Below are 16,639 nucleotides of genomic sequence, written 5' to 3'. Positions count from 1 at the left end.
ACCGCGCCATCTTCTCATCAGGCGCCGCACAAGCCATCAAACTTCCCGATTTTACCAGACAAACAACCGTCAAGGCCATCCGTCCGAACCGCTCCAGCACCCTGCCGGCTCGGTGAAGGCGTATTTACGGATCACCGCCAGAACCCGCAAGAGCAAAAACCACAAAAATATGAAATTGTTGGCAAGTGTATGAAAAAAAACATTTTTTCATTGATTTTCATTCCGTGTCGCCAATTACCGCTGCGCAGATGACTGGATTTTCTGGATGAATCATCAAAAGCCCGGCGGATCGGGTCGCAATCTCTCCGAGCAGGCCTGCTGTGGAACACCGGAAGAGGTCAGCGCTTCCAGCCAGGAAGCCGTTACGGGTCACCTACATACGCAACCTGCGCCGCATGAGGGGCCTGTCTCGCGGATGTCCGGTAAGCTGCTGCGCCCCGGACATGGCTGGCGATAAGTCCCGCTTATCGCGCAATGGCAATCTTGCCAGCCAGAAGGTGCTGGCAACGGAAATTGCCAATTGGCAATTTTTGAGGATTTGGCGGCGGTGATGGAAATTGCCAATTGGCAATTTCAGTCCCGCGGAAATTCCTGCGCGAGGAAAGCTTCAAGTGCCGCGCGCAATCTGGGCTCGGGCAGGTCATCCGAGAATTCCAACCGGATCCGGTTGCCGCGCCGCCGGATCGCCAGCTCGGCCGTCTCGGTCTCGACCAGCTTCGATCCGAAAGCCGCAGCCTTCAGCCGGGCCAGCACCTTCGGCACGGGGATGAACGCCCCTCGACCGTTCCGCGCGGCTTCCTGTTCGGTGGCAATGGCCGCAGCTTCGGTCAGGACCTGATCCTCGGCATGGGCCAGCATGGCGCGCAAGCGACGGGCATGGAGTTCGCGCAGATCAGTGATCTGAGGCCAGGCCTGAACCAGCATCTCGGGCAGGCGTGCGAGGTAGAGATAGCGCGAGAGCCAAGCCTCCGAGACCTCCAGCCGGGCCGCCATCGCCTTCTGCTTGCCGCCGTAATAGAATTCGAGCGCCTGCAGGTAATCGCAGGCGCGCTCGTAATCGCTCAGATCGGCGCGGTCACGGTTCTCGATATCGGCAAGCCGGAAAGCCTCCTCATCGGTCAGGTCGCGGATCTCGATGAGGTAGAAGAATTGCGGATAGTTGTTGGCCCGCAGCCATGAGACGGCGAAATGACGGCGCGCCCCGCAGATGACCTCGTATTCTGCCCCGCGCCCCGGCGGCAGCCTGCGGACGATGGCAGGGAATTCCTGCCGGCCCTGAGCCTTGAGACTGTCGATCAGGTCGCCGCAATTATTCTCGGTCAGCAGGTCATAGGCGCGGTTGTGACGCTCCCACATCGCGCAGCTGGCCGGATCGACCCAGCGCAGGACCTTCTCTTCGCGCTGGACGCTCTCGGAGAGGGCGTTCTGCCGCTTGAGGAAGCGCGCTGCGCCCCGGTCCGGGGCTGTCGGCTCCGCCAGCCCCTTCAGCACGTCCTGAAAGATCGCGTCATGGCGCTTGCTCATAGCAGGCCTTCCTTGCGCAGGTTGGGGTGATGGCTGGGCCAGGTCTTGCGGGCCAGCAATTCGACCTCGCGGCCGACAGCGTCCAGATAGGCGCGGCAGCGCTTGTGGGTCTCGGTCCGGGTGGCGGCGCCGGTCAACTCGTAGACGGTCATCAGATTGGCCGCGGCATTGTCGATCTCGGCGGAATCCTTCAGCACCGCGTTCAGCATGTCCTGCGGGAAGACCGCGTCCATCATCCGCTTGATCGCCTGATGCGCCGATTTCTGGTCGTCCATCTTCGAGGTCAGGATCTTGACGAAGCTGTATTCCCGCGCCCCGCCATGGCGCGCGAGCTCGCTCAGCGTTGCTTCCATCATCTTGAGGAAATGCGCGGTCGAGGCGAAGTCGATATTGTTGGGCGGTGCCGGGATCAGCAGGGCATTGGCCGCCCGCAGCACCGAGAGCGACAGCATTCCCAGCGCCGGCGGCGGATCGAGCAGGATGATGTCGAACTGATCGGCGATCGACATCACCCCCTCGCGCAGCCGGTCGAGGATGAAGGCAGGATCGCGGGCCATGCGCGCCGCGAATTCATATTCGGCATCGTAAAGCCCCAGATTGGCCGGGATGATGGCGATGCCGGGCCAATAGGTCGCCCGCAGCGCGTAATGCAGGGTCTTCGGCCCGCCATGCTGCAGGAAGGGGTAAAGCGTGTCCTCATCTTCATGGACATCGACATCGGGATTGAGGCCGAAAACCGCAGTCGAGGAAGCCTGTGAATCGCAATCGATCACGCAGACCCGATAGCCCTTCAGCGCGAAATACTGCGCCAGATGGACGACCATGGTCGACTTCCCTACCCCGCCCTTGAAGTTCTGCACCGCCAGGACCAGCGGCGGGTCTTCGGGCGCACGATGTGGCATGGTCCCGAACAGCTTGCGCATGCGGTTCACATCGGCCAGCGAATAGCCGTTCCGGCGTCCGGTGACCTCGTCCTTCTTGGGGGCCGGCAGGCGGCCATCGGCCTCGTAATCGCGGATGGCCTTTTCCGAGCGCCCAACCATTTCGGCGGCGGTGCGAACATTGAAGACCAGTTCCAGCTGCTTCTGCGTGCCGGGGGCGAAAACGCGCTCGCGCAGTCTTTCGATGACTGTCGAGGCACGTTGGCTGAGCACCGTCAGCTCATCCAGGGTGACGGGAATAAGGGCAGGGTTCATCAGCCTGTCTTTCTGCTCGCTGGGCCGGATTATGTCGGTCAGGAGCCTATGCGTAAAGTTCGGATTGTCTGGCGCGATTCCGGATGAAAGCGAAACTGCTTCGAAAGCCATGGGCTTATCAGAAATGCAGACCGTGGCAGAGGGTCCGTTTCATTGGAATCCGGCCTGCCCCAATCTGTAAGAGTTCATCTCTGAGAGCCTGGAAATTCTGTGGATAAGTTTCAGCCCTTATGTTCTTAGTTCTTAGATTCTAAGTTCATAGAAGCCAAGTTGTTGTTTTTAAAAGTGTAATATGCTCTGACTCTTACTTTTTGGGATTGCAAAACTTACTTTTCGGGATGCTAAAACTTACTTTTCGGGATGCTAAAGCTTACAGATCGGGTGCGACTGAAACCTTACAAAACGGGTGCGGTGTCACCCTTTGTCGTAGCCCGGCAATTTCCCAGCAAAACCCGAATGATGCATGCAGGCGATCCCATGCGCTCAGGCTATCGCTTACATTTTGGGTGCGGGGGTGTGCCACGCTGGCGCTGCGGTTGAACACTTACGTCGAGGGGAGTACAGAAGTAAGCTTCGATGGCGGGAATGAAGATGACGGACGCGACGATTCGGACACTCGAGGCAAAGCCGAATGCCGACAGCCTCATCAAGCCGGGCGAGCTGATCGACCTGATCGAGGTCACCCCGCTGACCCTGACCGACCGGCGCATCTACAACCAGCTGCTTGAGAATGCCTGGGACGCGATCGACAAGCCGGTGACCCATGTCATCTCGAAATCGGCGCTGCGCGGCAGCCACAATTCCTATGACCGGGTCGGCGAAAGCCTCGAGCGGCTGATGTCGGCCATCGTCAAGATCGCGGTGGTCTGGAATGGCGAGCCGGCCATCGAGCGGGTCCAGCTGCTGGGCGGCAACCTGGAAAGCGGCCGGCCCGAGGGTTTTCTGGAATACGAAATCCCCTCGCGCCTGCGCCGGATCATCCGCAACAGCCAGGTCTTTGCCCGGCTGCAGCGCGAGGTGATGTTCGCGCTGTCCTCGAAATACGCACTGACGCTTTACGAGATGATCCAGAAGCGTGGTAATCTGCGCTGGAAGGCCTCCGAGACCCTGACCCTTGCCGCGCTTCGCGGGATCATGGGGGTGCCCAAGGGCAAGCTCTCGTCCTGGTCGAACCTCAAGCTGCGCGCGATCGACCCGGCGGTCTCCGAGGTCAATGCGCTGTCCGATTTCATGGTCGAGATCCTGCCGGTCAAGACGGGTCGGGCGGTGACCCATGTCGAACTGCGCTGGTGGCGCAAGGACGGCGATGCCAGCGGCGCCGCCGACCGGGCGCTGCAATTCTCGAAGGTTGGGCGCAAGGTCAAGGCCGAGGGCCGCGCCGAACAGATCGCCAACGAGCCCGAGCCGCGCCCCCGTCCGGCCTGGCTGGAACCCCATGGCGCCGCCCTGCACAGCGCCACCTATGAGACGGCCCGGCTGCGCCATCCCGGATACGACATCTATTTCGTGGAAGGGGAATGGCGCTCCTGGCAGGCTGATAAAGACGAGCCCAAGGACCCCGACCGGGCCTATCTGGCCTTCTTTCGCAGTTATGCCGAGAAGAATTCGCTCTGACGCCGGGCCAAGCGGCGCTAGGTCTGGCAATCAGAAGAAGCGCCGCTTGATCCGATCGATCAGCGAATAGGCGTAAAGCCTGCGCTTGTAGCTGGCAAAAGCCCGGTGCCCGGACCGCAGACCGGCAGGGTGGGTATCGAGGGCCAGGGAGATCCGCTGGCGGATGGCCGGCACGTCATCGGCACGAACGCAATATTCGGTCAGATACCAGAACAGGAACTTGTCCCGCCACGAGGCATCAACCCTGTCGGGCATCGTAATGGCCTGCGTCAGGGCCTCAGGGGTGTGCACCTGCTGCGTGACCTGCCCGAAATCCGCCGCCGCGTAGCTGACGACCGGCTTGCCCTGGATCAGCGCCTCGAAAAGGACGCCAGAATTGGCGCCAACCACCAGCTCGGCATTGGCAATCAGCGTGTGGACCGAGGCGGTCGAGATCACCACATCTGGCCTTTGCGCCAGAGCGTCCAGAAGCCCGGCAATCCTGCGGCTTCGGCAACGGGGATGCCGTTTGATGATCGTCCTCAACCCCCGCGCCGCTGCCGTATCGGCAACCCTGCGCATGACCTCGGGCGTCTCGATCCATCTGCCGACCGCCACGGAATCGTTCTGCACCTGCAGGGGCAGGAAGACGTAATTCGTGGCCGTGCCTTCGGCGTAATCCGGCTGCGGGTATTTCGACAGATTGCCGCTTTTCAGTTCCTGCGCCAGATCCCTGACAAAGCTCGAGGCGCGATCTGCATCCTGCCGGGCGATCGCATCGTGATAAAGCTCCGGCTGCCTGGCCAGTTGTGAGAAGCAGGCATAACCCATCGGGTCCATGCTGTAATAAGGCGGGATATAGGATTCCTTGCAGCGCAGGACATTTCCGGCATCCGGGCCGTGGGAATGAAAGCTGATGGTGAAGTCGCCCTGTCCTGCGGGGCGGGGCGCACGTTCGGCCCCACGTGGCAGCCAGACAGGATCGATCAGGACTTCCAGTTCGGCCAAGGCCGCCAGCAGCGAGCTGTAGAACAATTGATGCCGGTCACCGTCCTCGGGGCTGGCGAACCAGGCTTCCGGCACCTCAAGGGTAACGACCCTGCGGCCTGTGGCCATGTCAGCCATCTGCAAGGCTCGGTCGTGTCAGCATTTTTCCCCCATCGGGAACAGCAGCCTGCCGATCATACGGGCCGCCGGGCTGCGCAGATCGCGCACGAAGGCCACCGGATTGCCCGAGAGACGTTCGGCCGCGGCGTCTCCGCCACGCCTGCGCACCAAAGGTGTCAGGAGAGGGACCCACAGACGCAGCATCTGTCGCGGTCCGAGCGTGTTGGCCTTGGAATAGGCCAGCCAGCGCAGCTTCGGATGCCGCCCACTCCAATGCATCTTGGCGAATGCCTCGGGATCGTCCAGCAGATCGGCGGCCAGATCCGGGCGGCCGCGCTTCCTGTAGGCCAGCGCCAGCAATGGGACCGACGACCAGAGCCGCCAGCTGAACAGGCCGTAATTGATCAGCTCGCCATCCCTGCTGGCGGGCTTCAGCTGCGTGTCCGCATAGGCCGCCTCGACAATCTCGAACTCGGCCAGATGCACCGGACAATCGGGCGGAGGTGCTGCGCGCGGCGGGAACAGTTCGTCTGCGCTCAGACCGAAGTAATCCCGGGCAATCCTGGCATTCCCCGTTGCTGCCGCAACCATGATCCGGTCGGCAACCTCACCCGTCAGAAGCCAGGGCGAGGGCATCGGCAGCCCCTGCTCGCGTCGCCATGCATTCAGGCGGGCCACGGCGGTTTCGATGAAGTTCAGATAGACGTTCTTGCCGGGAAAACGGCGCTTGTTGAACAGCCGGATCAGCTCGACATGGGCGCTGGACAGCCGGGCCTCATTGGTCTTCTCGCGGGCCAGGGGCGGCAGGCGGGTGATGTCGGGCAGGCGGGTGGCTTCGGAAAAATCCGCGATGATGTCCCAATCCACGCCGGGCTGACGCAGGTAGCGGCGGATATGGATGGCGTCCTTGTTCAGGGATTTCTCCCAAGTGCCGATCAGCCGGTCATAGTCCAGACAGGAACGGACCATGCCCGTCTGAAGCCATTCCGCGAAAGGAAGCGAGGTCGAGTTGATCGCGCCGCCGGCAACGAATTCGGCATATTGCGAATTCACCCATTCGTCCTGCCTGCGCAGATAGACCACCATCTCGACATCGAAGTCCCGGAAGTCCTCGATCAGGGTCGCGGATTGCGGATTGAGGAAGAAACCCTCGGACGAGAGGATGATGGTGTGGATCTGCCCCGGCATCAGCGCCAGGCCGTTCAGCAGGTGCTGGCGCAGTTCTTGCCGGTTCTCCGGGTTCAGGAAGCCCGCATGGCCCGCCTGCTTGTGAGGTCGGCCGGGCTGCCAGAAAAGACCGACCTCGGGATACCAGATTCCCTTGCGCAGCAGGGCTGGCCGGTTGTCCTCCAGCAGGTGCTGCAACGCAGTGCTGCCGGTCTTGGTCGCACCAAGGTGGATGATCAGGCGCGGGCGTGGCCCGCTGGGCTGAAGGAGAGTGTCGGGGGACGCGATGCGGCTGTTTCTGGCATAGCTGTTCAAGGCCTGCTCAAGGCCGCGCTCGGCGTCATTGGTCGGCTCTTGCAGGAACCCGGCGTAAAGATCCGCAGCTGCGATCGGGGTCAGGGCCAGCGCAGCATCGATCAGGTCCTTGCGCTGCAACCGCGTTGCCATCAGCAAAAGCCCGTAGGCTCCGGCATGGACATGTGATTGCGACAGTTGCGAAGGGTCCGAGATCAGGTCCCGAGGCCCCATACCCGTGCGGTTCAGGGTCTTGGCCAGCTTCTTGATGAAAGTGCCCGCCGCGCGCTCGGCGACGGCCGTCTTCCAGGCAAAGCCGAAATACAGGTGATGCAGGAATTGCGAGACCTGGAAACGCGAGAACCACCAATGCGGTGAATCCGGCTGCAATGCACCGGCATGCTGCAGCTGCTCGATGACGGAATCGAAATTCTGCAGCTGGTCCTTCACATCGGCCATGGTCTGGGCGCGCCGCACGGCGGAATCGCTGCGGATGCGATAGACGACCCCATCACTGTCGCAGACCGAGATGACCGGATCGGCCAGATAGGCCTGCAGCAGATAGGCGCGCTCTTCGCGATAGGAGGTCAGGAAGCGGATCTGATGCTGGGTCAGGAAGTCCCGGCGATAGAGCCAGTTCCAGAAATGCCGCGAATGGGCGATCTGCGGATATTCGGCGATCGAGGTCCGGCGGACCTCAGTGGGGAAAAAGGTCTCGGTGACATCCGGGCGCATCTGCTGGATGACGCCGTCCTGATCCTCGACCTGCTCATTCAGTTTTCGATAGCGCACCATGTCGGCGCCATCGGCCTCGGCCATGGCGACAACCCGCCCTAGATGGTCGGGATCGGGCATGTAGTCATCGGGATCGATGAACAGGACATAGCGGCCGCGGGCCTCGTCCACCCCCTGGTTGCGGGCAAAGCCTGGCCCGATATTGTCGCTGCGCTTGATCAGCCGGATCCGGGGGTCACGGGCGCAATAGCCTTCGACGATCTCGGCCGAGCGGTCCGGGCTGACATCGTCGATCAGGATGACCTCGAAATCCTGGAAGCTCTGCCGCTGGATCGAGGCCAGGCAGTCCGCCACATAGCGTTCGACGCCATGGACCGGAATAACGATCGACAGCGCGGGCTCGGCCGAGACCTCGTTCGGGATGGGACGGACCGGGCGATGCGCCTCGATATAGTCCAGTACATCTTCGATCCGGGACGGGGTCTCACCCGTGGGCAGGTGGTAGATCGTGTACCAGATGTAGGTCGCGTGAAACATCTCGGCCAGATCGCGCGGGCGTCGGCGATGCGGCACGGTTGCGCGATCATCGGTCAGGCCCCAGCCGGCATAGAAGGGCGCGCCGAAACAGACCACCTCCTTGCCGGCCAGCAGGGCCTCGAAGCCCATGCCACTGGTGCCGACATAGACCTTATCAACCAGATCGAACAATTCGAACGGATTGACGCTGTCGCGCATGATCCGCACGCGCCCCTTGTTGGTCAGCTGATCGAAATAGCCCCGCCTTGTGCCGTTCTTAACCCAGTTGAGGTCCGGGTGGGTCTTGACCAGAATCTCGGCATCGGGGTTTTCCGCGATGGCGGCATCCAGCGCGGCCCTGAACTCCTTGTCCGAGGCACGCCCATAGAAGGTCGAGGCATCCGAGAAGTTCTGGTCGATCACCAGCACGCGCCGCGCATAGCCCGGAGAGACGACTGGACGGTAGAAAGGCTGGGAATTGTATTTCGAGATCCGCGCCTCGACGATGCGCCGCATGACCCGTTCCGCCCGCGCCCTTTCGTCGTCGGACAGTGCAAAGTCGCTGTTCAGCTTCTCGTCCAGACGGGTCTCGTAATCGGACATGTAGTACTGGGCGCGGTCATCGAAGATATAGCCCAGACAGGCCTGCCCCGGATCGCGCGAGGCCAGGGCTTCGGACCAACTGGTGGTCGAGGCGAGAAATCCCATCTCGAAGAACAGGACGGGGTCGGTAACACGGACATGCGGCAGCAGGGTCTTGGTGCTGTCATGCGATTTCGACAGATCATCCAGGATCGCGCCATACATCAGCACCGGCGCATCGCCATCGATGCCCGGTTCGTCGACCGCGATCAGGTTGGGAAAGACGCGGGACAGGTTGGCCGAAAATGCCCCCTTCAGGTTCGCCCGCTGGAAGCCGATCCGATGCGACAAAAAACGCCGGGCAAGCAGGTCCTCGCGGAAGTCGGTGACTTCCCTGGATTGAGGCCGCCCCAGCAGGGCAAGGAACTTCTTGTAAAGCGCGTTCCCCGCGCCGGAAGTGTCGTGATTTCTGCTCATCGTCATGACCGGGTCCAGGGGGTGTCTGATTGATCTGCCTCGCGCGGTCAGGCGACCCGGTTTTGACCCAAGTCACCGCGCTCATGCAGACTCTGCCCTTCTTGTTTTCCGCCTATAGGGCAAACCGTCAAAAGGAGATAGAGAGGCCAGTGGCTGCGGGTGTCCACAAGACCAGCGTCTTTTACCCATCCACTTCCATCAGCAGCCCGATCAAGCCGCCAATTCCCGGCGCGCCATCTTTGGCGGGCGGGTTCCAGGACATGGTGTGCTGCACGAGGGGTTTTCTGCCGTTCATGGCTTGCGGGCACAGCGTCAGGCTGCCGCGCACCTCGAGCGGCGGTTCTTTTGGCGACCACAGCAACAGATGCTTCAACTGCTTGAGCGGGCCACCTTCCTTGGGGCTGATCTGGGTGGAATAGGGGCCTCTTTCGCCTGCGCTGGATTGGAACAGGATGGCCGGCTCGGCACGAGTGGCGATCAGGTAGCAGGCCAGCAGGCGCCCGGCGGTGGAAAAGGGCAGATCCGAGCGGAACGGGAAAAGCCCGCAGTTCAGAAGGCGGTTGGTGAATGTCCCGGAGGCCGGGATGTCGGGAAGGACGACCTGCAGGTCGCGGCCCGAAAACTCCTGCCGCAGATCCGGATCGCGTGCCGGGACCCGGGCCGAAGAGCCCGCCTCGATCACCTCGGCGGCGAGGGTGGCAAGGAAATCGGTCTCGGTCGAGTAATGCGGGTTTTCCTTGTAGAGCCGATCCGCATCGAGATGGGCAAAGCGTTCGCGCCACAGCCTTTGCGCATCGACCTGCGTCAGACGATGGCCTTCCAGGGTCTGGCGCAGGGCGTTCCGATAGGGGTTCTTTTCGGCGCCGGTCGCCTCGGCCTTGTTATAAAGAAGAACGGGCAAAACCCGATATCCGCGCCGCGCGCAGATCTCGAGCAGCCACTCCAGATGATAGCTCAGGACTGCCGGAGACTGCCTGTTCAGGACGTAATTGGCCTCATTGAGGGAGTATTCCCACAGGATGACGGGATTTTCCGGAAGCTCGGTGCAGGTCAGCAGCCTGTAGATCCCCATCGCCGAGGTCGCCGCCCCGATGCTGAGATTGACGATCCGTTCCGGTTCGGGATGGATCTGCTTGAGCTTGTCCACCCAGCCATTGGTCAGGAGGGAGTTCGATCCGCCCAGGATGACGAAGGAGGCGGGTGTCTGGGTGTTGGTCATCTGGGTGCGGGTTCCGTTGTTCCGGTTCAATCCATGATCACCGGCCGAAAGAAGGCCAGCAAGATCTGACAGATGGTCAGGGCCGTTCGGCCAGCGACACCACCTCTTCGTGCCGAAGGTCCATGCGCCCGCGCAACCCGTCCCGGATTGCCGCGTCCAGCATGCGCAGGAAGATCGCGCGGTTCGCGCCGTAATCCCGCGCCTTGCGTCGCCATTTGACCAGAAGCAGCGGCACCAGCGGCCAGAACAGCGGCCCCGCCGCGATGCGATAAGCAAAAAGCGCGTTGCGATACATGTAATAGACCTTCCACAAAGGGGTCAGCACCACGCCGCTTTCTCCCTGCCGGGCCTCGGTGTCATGCTCAAAGCGGATCTGCGGCGCGAAGCCGATCCGCAATCCCTTGCGTCGCATCTGCAGGGTATACATCTGGTCGTCGCCATAGACGAACAGCCGGCCATCCGGAAAACCTGCCCGCGCGATGACTGCACGCGACAGGAACAGCCCGACAAAGGACGCCATGTCGATATCCACCACCGGTGCTCCGGCAGCATAGGCTGTATCCTGCAGGTGAAATCCGCGTCGGCCCTTTCCCGACAGGGTGTGAAGGAATTCGCGCCCCCGCCAGAAGGGATTGCGATAGGGACGGTTCATTTCGCAGATCCCGCCTGCGGGCCAGAAGACCGCAGCCCCGATCGCATCCCAGCCCTGCTTGTCCATCGCATGGAAGGCGGCAATCGCCTTGGGCGCCGGACGGCCGTCATCGTCCATGACCACCAGCCAATCCGGGTCGAAGCGCCGGACAGCCTCGCGCATGCCTTGGTCAAAACCGCCCGCCCCGCCCAGATTATCGGCGCTGCGGCAGATGCTCAGGCGCGGATCGCCGTTCTCGGCCAGCCATTCGGCGGTTCCGTCGCTGGAGGCGTTGTCGAAGACCAGGACGTGGTCGACCCCTTCTTCCAGAAGGCGCTTCACCGTCACCTGAAGCTTCTCCAGGCGATTATGCGTGACGACGACGGCAGCCAGGATCAACCGGTTGCTGGAGGACGAAGAGCCGGTCATTGGCGGCGACTTTCATGTTCGAGAAACGGGCCAGCCCATGGCCGCAAAGCCGTGCGGATCAGTTTTCCAGCAGTCGTTTGAAATGGCGGACCAGCAGCAGCAGCCCGAAAAACAGCGTGACAGCAGCGACGACGGCGACATAGCCGGGGCTGATATATTCGCCGCCATAGGTTGGATAAAGTCCCTTGCGCATCAATCCGATCAGATGGACCAGCGGATTGTACCACAGGATATCCTGCGCAATCTTCGGGATGGAATCGAAGGTGAAGAAGATGCCGGAGATCAGGAAAAGCGGTCGGGTCAGGATCGACCAGATGCGCTCATATGCCGGGAAGGACGTCATGATGAAGCAATTCAGCGTGCCAATTCCCGCAGCCAGGAAAATAGCCAGCACCATGGTCAGGGCCAGTGGCCCCAGATCGACCCAGAAAGGCAGCCCATAGATCACGAGGATCCCGGTCACCACGATTGCCGCGACGATGATATCGGTCAGCCCGTTCAGCAATAATCGCGCGATCAGCGTATCCATGAAGGTCACGCAGGGATAGGCCATGAAAGGCTTGGAAAATTGCACTGATCGCGCCATTTTCTGGGATAACGAATTGAACATGGCAAAGGGCAGATACCCGCTGGCATAGAACAAGGCGAAGTTTTCGCCGATCAGCGGCCTGCGCAGCGCAAGTGAGAACAGCAGGGACAAAAGCGCGATACCCAGAACAGGATCGAGGATTGCCCACAGATACCCGCCCACGGAACGGCCATATGTCGTCGCCATCTCGCGCAGCATCAGCGCCAGCACGGTCCGGCCCATCTGGAAACGCGGACGCTTGCGGACATGATGCAGCTGTCCGGCCGGGGAAGGGGATACGGGCGTCAGTTTGACAGACATATGAATTCGGGCCGCTGGTCTTGGCGTATGGGCGCATGTAACAAGCCTGCAGGGGTGGAAACAACCGAAAGCATGACAACGTGAAACAGACCTCACCCGTGGACAAGGAGCAGGCCGATAAGGGTGCGCTCACCCCTGCGAGACTGGTCAAACCCGTTGTCCAAGCCACCCTCACACCGTCAGCGCCAAGGACCGTGACCAGCCCGGTCTCGCGGATCACCAAGCAGGCGGATGTCGTGCGCCCGACGGTTCCCAACGCCCGGATGGAACTGCGCCACAAGCTGATCCTGCTTTCCTTCCTGCTGGTCGTCGGCCTGCCCACGCTGATCAGCGCCTGGTATCTGTGGACGCGCGCCGAGGACCAGTACATCTCGACGGTCTCTTTCTCGGTTCGCAAGGAAGATGCGAGCCCCAGCATCGACATTCTGGGCGGCATCACCCAGTTGGCCAGCAATACGACGGCCTCGGATACCGACATCCTTTACGACTTCCTGGGCAGCGAGGACATCGTCTCCAAGATCGACAAGACCATGGACCTGCGCGCCCGGTTCTCGAAGGCCTGGCCAGATGATCCGGTCTTTGCCCTGAACCCCAGCCTGCCCATCGAGGATCTGACAAAATACTGGCGTCGTCAGGTCCGCGTCCTCTACGACACCTCGACCCGGCTGATCACGCTGCAGGTTGCCGCCTTCACCCGCGAGGACGCTTATGAGATCGCGCGCGCCGCTTTTGACGAAAGCAGCCGGACGATCAACAGGCTGTCCGACATCGCCCGCGAAGATACCACCCGCTTTGCCCGCACCGAGCTGGAAAAGGCCCAGGCACGCCTGACCGAAACCCGTCAGGCCCTGACGACCTTCCGGATGCGGACGCAGATCGTCGACCCAAAGGCCGATCTCTCGGGCCAGATGGGGGTCCTGAACTCACTGCAAGCGCAGCTGGCTGAAGCCCTGATCACACTCGACACATTGCATAATGTCGCCCGCGACGACGATCACCGGGTCACCCAGGCCAAGCAGAAGATCGACGCCATCCGCGCCCGGATCGTAGACGAACGTGCCAAGCTTGGTGCCGCCGGAGAGGGGCCGGCCGGCGAGAGCTATGCCCAGCTGATGGCCGAATACGAGAAGCTCGCCTCGGATATGGAATTCGCCGAAGTGACCTTCCGCTCGGCTCAGGCCGGCTATGAAACCGCCGTCGCCGAAGCCATGCGGCAGTCGCGCTATCTGGCCGCCCATATTGAGCCCAAGATCGCGGAATCCTCTCTGGCACCGCGCCGCGCCTGGCTGCTGGCCAGTGTCTTCGGCGTCATGCTGCTGGGTTGGTCGATCATGCTGCTCATCTATTACAGCATTCGCGATCGGCGCTGATCATGATCGTCTTGGAGGACCTCACCAAGATCTATCACACCAAGGGGTTACGGACGGTGATTGCGGACCGCGTCAACGCGGTCTTTCCCACCGGGCAATCCGTGGCCCTGCTGGGACGAAATGGTGCAGGTAAATCCAGCCTGCTTCGAATGATCGCGGGCACGATGCTGCCGACTTCGGGGCGGATCCTCAGCGACGGGACGGTTTCCTGGCCGGTCGGCTTTGCCGGCAGCTTCCATGGCGAGCTGACCGGGGCGCAGAATGTCCGCTTCGTGGCCCGGATCTACGGCGTCGATACCGATGCCCTGGTCGATTATGTCGAGGACTTCGCCGCGATCGGCCCCAGCTTCCACAAGCCCTTTGGGACCTATTCCTCGGGCATGAGATCGCGCCTGGCGATGGGAACCAGCATGGGGATCGATTTCGACACCTATCTGGTCGATGAGGTCACCAGTGTTGGCGATGCTGCCTTCAAGGAAAAATCGCGCGCCGTGTTCACCGATCGCATGAGGTCTGGCAGCGCGGTGGTCGTCAGCCACTCCATGCCCTTCATTCGCCGTGTCTGCACGATGGGCGCGGTTCTGCATCGCGGGCGTCTGAAGGTTTTCGACGACGTGAACGAGGCCATCTATTTTTACGAACGGGGCTTCACCTCTCAGGGGGGCTGAACGGGTCCTGGTGATCCGTCCATCCCCTCCCATGCTGCGCGCCGCTGCCGATACATGGCAGACGCGCAACATGAGGTCTGTGCGTTGTGTCCCTAGTCCACAACGACCGAGAACAGATCGAAATCATCCGTTGGCGTAAGGTTCAGCTCAAAGAACGTCTTGTTTCGTGCAATCCGGTCATCGTCCCAGTCCCACCAGCCAAGCGCCAGCATCTGCTCGATAACGCTCTGGCTGAATCTGCGACGGATCTCACGGGCAGGACTTCCTCCGACGATCGTGAAAGGCGGCACCGATTTCACAACGGTAGTTCCGGCGCCAATGACCGCCCCATGCCCGATCTGGACACCCGACAAAACGCTGACTTTATCGCCGATCCACACGTTATGGCCGATTTCGACCGGGCCCTTCGTTTCGACCGCCGGGGTGAAGCCGAAGCGCTTGTTGAACCAGACCTGCTGGTTGGGCATATCAGTCCGGTGGTTTCCGGAAATGAGGGCGACATACCTTCCGAAGGCACAATACTTCCCGATCCGGACGACACCGCGCGCGGTGAACTCTCCGTTGATCCCGGTATATTTGCCGCTCAGGGCATTCCCTTGAATATCCCATTTCAGCCGGGGCCCACGAATATTCCCCGCCGTGACCGCTGAGGCATCCGCAAGCGCGTAGAACTCGCCGAGTTCTTTCTTGGAAAACAGGCTCACATGGGGCCGTTCTACCTGAGGTTTTGCCTGAGGTTGGGGCTGGGTTTTGGGCGGCACGGAATTGTCTTTATCCTTATCCGGGTTTGGTTTGCGCAGGCCGAAACGACCCAACCCCGCCAACGGAAGTCCAAAACGCATCAACTCTCCCAAGCGATAAGCGACCGATCCTGTCCTGCTTATCAGGCCATCACATCCGGGCTCAAGCCGCACTCTGCTTACCGCAATCGCGCAGCCTGCAAGGATCATGGTGCAATCATGAAAGCCGGCATCCTGCGTTGTTCCGCCTTCGCAGAAACAAAAGCCTCGGCCGTGTCCAGTGCCTCGCGGATGGTGACATCCATGTCCAGATAGCGATAGGTCCCGAGGCGACCGACAAAGGTCGTCTTGTCCTGCGCTCTGGCCAGATCGACATATCGCGCCAACAGGGATTTCTCCTTCACCAGACGGATCGGGTAATAGGGAATGTCTTCGTCACCGGCCGGGCGCGAATATTCGCGATAGCAGATGCTGCCCTGATGGTTTTCCCAGGGGCTGAAATGCTTGTGCTCAGTGATCCGGGTCCAGGGCACGTCAGGATCCCCGTAATTCATCACGGCGCAGCCCTGATAATCGCCATCATGGGTGAAGCGTTCGAAATCCAGCGTACGATAGCCAAGCCGCCCCAGCCGGTAATCGAAGAACCCATCAAGGGGGCCTGACCAGAAGACATGATCCGCCGCTTCGGCCATGGCCGGGTTATAGGCCGTCTCCAGTTCGACGGTGATCCGGGGATGATCGAGAATGGCGGAAACCATGGCCGTATAGCCATCGCGCGGGATGCCCTGGAAGCGGTGGGCGAAGTAATTGTCGTCATAGTTGAAGCGCAGAGGCAGACGCTTGAGGATGCTGGCGGGCAGCTCGCTGGGGAGGCATCCCCATTGCTTTTCGGTATAACCCTTGAAGAAGGCCTCGTAGAGCTCGCGGCCGACGAAGCGCAGGGCCTGCTCCTCAAAGGTCCGTGGGTTCTCGATCGAGCGGTCGGCCTTGCTGTCGATGAAGGCCCGCGCCTCGTCCGGCCCCATCGTCCGGCCAAAGAACTGGTTGATCGTGTGCAGATTCACCGGAAGCGAATAGACTGCGCCCTGCGCGGTGGTCTTGACCCGGTTCAGGAACGGCACGAACTCGGCGAAGCGATTGGCATAGGTCCAGACATCGGCATCGTCGGTGTGGAAGATATGCGGCCCATAAACATGCATCATGACACCGGTTCCGGCATCGCGCTGGGTATGACAATTGCCGGCGATGTGGGTCCGGCTGTCGATGACGCGGCAGTAATAGCCTTTTTCGGCGGATTTTCTTGCGATGACGGCGCCCGAGAGTCCTGCGCCGACGATGAGCAGTGTCATGATCCTTGGTCCCGATTTTCTGGCGGTGTGCCTGGTTGTTTCCGGGCTTTTGGGTTCAGGATTGGTAATTTGTGTGGGGTTTTCTGTCCAGCATTGGGGTTCTCGGGAGCTGGAATGCAGAAAGCCGCCCTTGGGCGGCTTGGTGTTTTGGAT

At 61.2% G+C, this 16,639-nt stretch carries 13 protein-coding genes; 4 read left to right on the top strand and 9 right to left on the bottom strand.

What is annotated here, in order from left to right:
- Positions 1-252, top strand: a 252-nt coding sequence (locus IB235_RS25430) for a hypothetical protein (RefSeq protein WP_225612592.1), incomplete at its 5' end; no start/stop codon positions are given.
- 321 nt (positions 253-573) lie between these two features.
- On the opposite strand, the gene IB235_RS23670 is transcribed toward IB235_RS25430, so the two are convergent.
- Together IB235_RS23670 and IB235_RS23665 are read right to left on the bottom strand one after the other, a co-directional pair.
- Positions 574-1,524 carry a ParB/RepB/Spo0J family partition protein gene (locus tag IB235_RS23670; RefSeq protein WP_192338811.1) on the bottom strand — a complete coding sequence of 317 codons (951 nt, stop codon included), beginning with the start codon at positions 1,522-1,524 and terminating at the stop codon, positions 574-576.
- Positions 1,521-2,720 carry an AAA family ATPase gene (locus IB235_RS23665; RefSeq protein ID WP_155042474.1) on the bottom strand — a complete coding sequence of 400 codons (1,200 nt, stop codon included), beginning with the start codon at positions 2,718-2,720 and terminating at the stop codon, positions 1,521-1,523. The genes IB235_RS23670 and IB235_RS23665 overlap by 4 nt, the downstream gene beginning before the upstream one ends.
- Before the next feature lie 591 nt (positions 2,721-3,311).
- On the opposite strand from IB235_RS23665, the gene IB235_RS23660 reads away from it, so the two are divergent.
- Entirely contained in the window at positions 3,312-4,334 is a 1,023-nt protein-coding gene (locus IB235_RS23660; protein ID WP_155042475.1) for a replication initiation protein, read from the top strand.
- Between the two features lie 30 nt (positions 4,335-4,364).
- Here the strand turns inward: IB235_RS23660 and IB235_RS23655 are convergent, their stop codons facing one another.
- From IB235_RS23655 to IB235_RS23635, 5 genes are all read right to left on the bottom strand, one after another.
- Positions 4,365-5,429, bottom strand: coding sequence for a hypothetical protein (locus IB235_RS23655; RefSeq protein WP_192338810.1), 1,065 nt, complete (start codon positions 5,427-5,429; stop codon positions 4,365-4,367).
- 27 nt (positions 5,430-5,456) lie between these two features.
- Positions 5,457-9,197 (bottom strand): glycosyltransferase, encoded by a 3,741-nt coding sequence (locus tag IB235_RS23650; protein ID WP_192338809.1) that lies wholly within the window; start codon positions 9,195-9,197, stop codon positions 5,457-5,459.
- 175 nt (positions 9,198-9,372) lie between these two features.
- A complete protein-coding gene (locus IB235_RS23645; protein WP_155042478.1) occupies positions 9,373-10,410 on the bottom strand; it encodes a hypothetical protein in 1,038 nt (345 codons plus the stop codon).
- 76 nt (positions 10,411-10,486) lie between these two features.
- The gene (locus IB235_RS23640; protein ID WP_192338808.1) at positions 10,487-11,470 is read right to left on the bottom strand and encodes a glycosyltransferase; all 984 of its coding nucleotides are present in this window, start codon (positions 11,468-11,470) and stop codon (positions 10,487-10,489) included.
- Between the two features lie 58 nt (positions 11,471-11,528).
- Positions 11,529-12,359 carry an ABC transporter permease gene (locus tag IB235_RS23635; protein WP_225612591.1) on the bottom strand — a complete coding sequence of 277 codons (831 nt, stop codon included), beginning with the start codon at positions 12,357-12,359 and terminating at the stop codon, positions 11,529-11,531.
- Positions 12,360-12,553: 194 nt separating this feature from the next.
- Between IB235_RS23635 and IB235_RS23630 the strand changes: the two genes are divergently transcribed.
- Both IB235_RS23630 and IB235_RS23625 read left to right on the top strand, forming a co-directional pair.
- The gene (locus tag IB235_RS23630) at positions 12,554-13,729 is read left to right on the top strand and encodes a capsule biosynthesis protein (protein ID WP_155042480.1); all 1,176 of its coding nucleotides are present in this window, start codon (positions 12,554-12,556) and stop codon (positions 13,727-13,729) included.
- Positions 13,730-13,731: 2 nt separating this feature from the next.
- Positions 13,732-14,397, top strand: coding sequence for an ABC transporter ATP-binding protein (locus tag IB235_RS23625; RefSeq protein ID WP_192338807.1), 666 nt, complete (start codon positions 13,732-13,734; stop codon positions 14,395-14,397).
- A gap of 92 nt (positions 14,398-14,489) precedes the next feature.
- On the opposite strand, the gene IB235_RS23620 is transcribed toward IB235_RS23625, so the two are convergent.
- Positions 14,490-15,347 (bottom strand): CatB-related O-acetyltransferase, encoded by an 858-nt coding sequence (locus IB235_RS23620; RefSeq protein ID WP_192338806.1) that lies wholly within the window; start codon positions 15,345-15,347, stop codon positions 14,490-14,492.
- Positions 15,344-16,486, bottom strand: coding sequence for a UDP-galactopyranose mutase (locus tag IB235_RS23615; protein WP_192338805.1), 1,143 nt, complete (start codon positions 16,484-16,486; stop codon positions 15,344-15,346). The genes IB235_RS23620 and IB235_RS23615 overlap by 4 nt, the downstream gene beginning before the upstream one ends.
- Between the last annotated feature and the right edge of the window lie 153 nt (positions 16,487-16,639).

The sequence above is a fragment of the Paracoccus sp. PAR01 genome, from assembly GCF_014851995.1.
Taxonomy (GTDB): Bacteria; Pseudomonadota; Alphaproteobacteria; order Rhodobacterales; family Rhodobacteraceae; genus Paracoccus; species Paracoccus litorisediminis.
The sequence above is the reverse complement of the archived record's forward strand: the minus strand, read 5'-3'. Positions and strand labels throughout refer to the sequence as shown.